The 2,067-nt window shown below is 75.0% G+C and carries 2 protein-coding genes and 1 pseudogene; all 3 read right to left on the reverse strand.

The window, feature by feature from the left end; all coding sequences use genetic code 11:
• Window positions 1–221, reverse strand: a pseudogene (locus tag VR45_RS22480) (hypothetical protein); the annotation flags it as partial.
• A 260-nt stretch (window positions 222–481) separates the two neighbouring features.
• A complete protein-coding gene (locus tag VR45_RS22485; RefSeq protein WP_030392773.1) occupies window positions 482–814 on the reverse strand; it encodes an STAS domain-containing protein in 333 nt (110 codons plus the stop codon).
• A 446-nt stretch (window positions 815–1,260) separates the two neighbouring features.
• Window positions 1,261–2,067, reverse strand: an 807-nt coding sequence (locus tag VR45_RS22490; RefSeq protein ID WP_052709290.1) for a 3-hydroxyacyl-CoA dehydrogenase family protein, incomplete at its 5' end; no start/stop codon positions are given.

Here is a 2,067-nt window from a genome sequence, read left to right on the forward strand (position 1 = left end):
TCGCGGTCGAGCAGCGGGAGGTCGGCGGGGCCGGCGCCGAGCGCGAGCGGGCCGACCTGGCGGCCGGGGTCGCCGGCCGGGCCGCGGGCGGGTGTTCCCGGCCCGGTCCGGCGGGGGCGAGGGCGCCACTCCTCGGGACAGGGCCGGACCTCGGAGCCCTCGGGGCCGCCGACTCCCACCAGCAGTCCGCCGGAGACGAGTTCACCGTTCCGGGTGCGCACTGACTCCTGCCGGAAGTCCCCGGTTGGCTGTGCCACGTTCTGCTCCGCCCCGCGCTCGCGCCGTCGCTCCGTACCGGCCGGCGTCGTCCGCGGCCCGGGGCCGGGCCCCGGCGGCCGTTTCCTGACGCCAGACTCTCGCACATCAGCGCCCACCCGCGCAGCGTCGGGCCGTCACCGGCCGCCCGGCGCAAGGGCTTGCGGGGGCCGGGGCCGGGCCGGGGGTGTGTCCGGGGCTGTCGCCGGGGATGTGTCCGGGGCTGTCAGAGGGCCGGCAGGGTGGCGCCGAGGGGTTCGGCGGTGACGCCCTCGACGGCGAGGATGCGGTGCAGCCGGGTGGCCACCAGGAGGCGCTGGAGCTGGGCCGGGACGGAGCGGAGCACCAGCCGGCGCCCGATCCGGCCGGCCCGGCGGTGGGTTCCCATGATCACGCCCAGACCGGTGGCGTCCCAGAACTCCAGCCGGCCGAGGTCGAGCACGAGGTCGCCGAGGCCGCCGTCGACGGCCTGGTGCAGCCGCGCCCGCGCGTCGGCGGCGGTACGCACGTCGAGGCGGCCTTCGAGGGCCAGCGCCACGTGGTTGCCGGTGATGCGCATGCTCTCCTCCTCCGCGGGGCGGGCCCGGCGTGCCGGGGCGGACCGGGCTCGGCGCCGGTCCTGGCGGTCGGTGCCGCCGGGTGTCGGTGGCCGGGTGGGTCTCGGTGGGGACGGGTGCCGCCGGCGGTGCCGGGCCGGGGGCGGTGACGCTCCGGGCGCCGGGCGGGCCCAGCGGCCCCGCGCGCCGGCCCCGGACGGAATGCCGGGTTCCCCGTCATCCATCTGACGGCGTGCCGGGCCCTCGGGTTGCTGGTTCCGGCCGGATCTGAAGCAACTTCACTCGTCCGAGGGAATATACGCAGGAACTCTCCACACTTACGCTCGATTACCGCCCAAATCACCCGTCTGCGGCACCGGCGTGAGGAAACTCACCAGGCTCGGCAGAACGGGCCGCGCGGTCCCACGACCGCACGGCCCGTCCGATCCGTCGGCTCAGCCGGCGGCGGTCACTTGCCCGGGTACGGGTAGAAGCCGCGGCCGCTCTTGCGGCCCAGGTCACCGGCGGTGACCATGCGCGCCATGATCTCCGGGGCGGCGAACTTCTCGTCCTGGGTCTCGCTGTAGATGTTCCGCGCGGCGTGCAGCAGGATGTCCACGCCGGTCAGGTCGGCGGTCTCCAGCGGGCCCATCGGGTGGCCGAAGCCGAGCCGGCAGGCGGCGTCGATGTCCTCGGCGGAGGCGACGCCCGACTCGTAGAGCTTGGCGGCCTCGACGACCAGGGCGGTGATCAGGCGGGTGGTGACGAAACCGGCCACATCGCGGTTGACCACCACGACGTCCTTGCCGACGCCCTCGGCGAAGGCCCGGGCGGTGGCCAGCGTCTCGTCGCTGGTCTTGTAGCCGCGGACCAGCTCGACCAGCTTCATCAGCGGCACCGGCGAGAAGAAGTGCACGCCGACGACGGACTCGGGGCGCGAGGTGGCGGCGGCGATCCGGGTGATCGGGATCGCGGAGGTGTTGGAGGCGAGCACCGCGCCGTCCTTGGCGAGCTTGTCGAGCTCCTTGAAGACGCCTTCCTTGACCTCCAGCTGCTCGAACACCGCCTCGACCACGATGTCCGCCTCGGCGACCGCGCCGAGGTCGGTGGTGGTGGTGATCCGGCCGAGCGCCGCCTCGGCGTCCTCGGCGGTGAGCCGGCCCTTGGAGACGAACTTGTCGTACGAGGCGCGGATGCCGTCGAGGCCCCGGCGCAGCGCCTCCTCGGTCACGTCGCGCAGGACCACCGGGTGCCCGGCCTGGGCGGAGACCTGGGC

The sequence above is a fragment of the Streptomyces sp. NRRL S-495 genome (assembly GCF_000966955.1).
Taxonomy (GTDB): Bacteria; Actinomycetota; Actinomycetes; order Streptomycetales; family Streptomycetaceae; genus Kitasatospora; species Kitasatospora purpeofusca.

Coding starts and splice junctions, on each gene's coding strand:
- VR45_RS22485 (WP_030392773.1), bottom strand. CDS start 814: ATGCGCATCACCGGCAACCACGTGGCGCTGGCCCTCGAAGGCCGCCTC.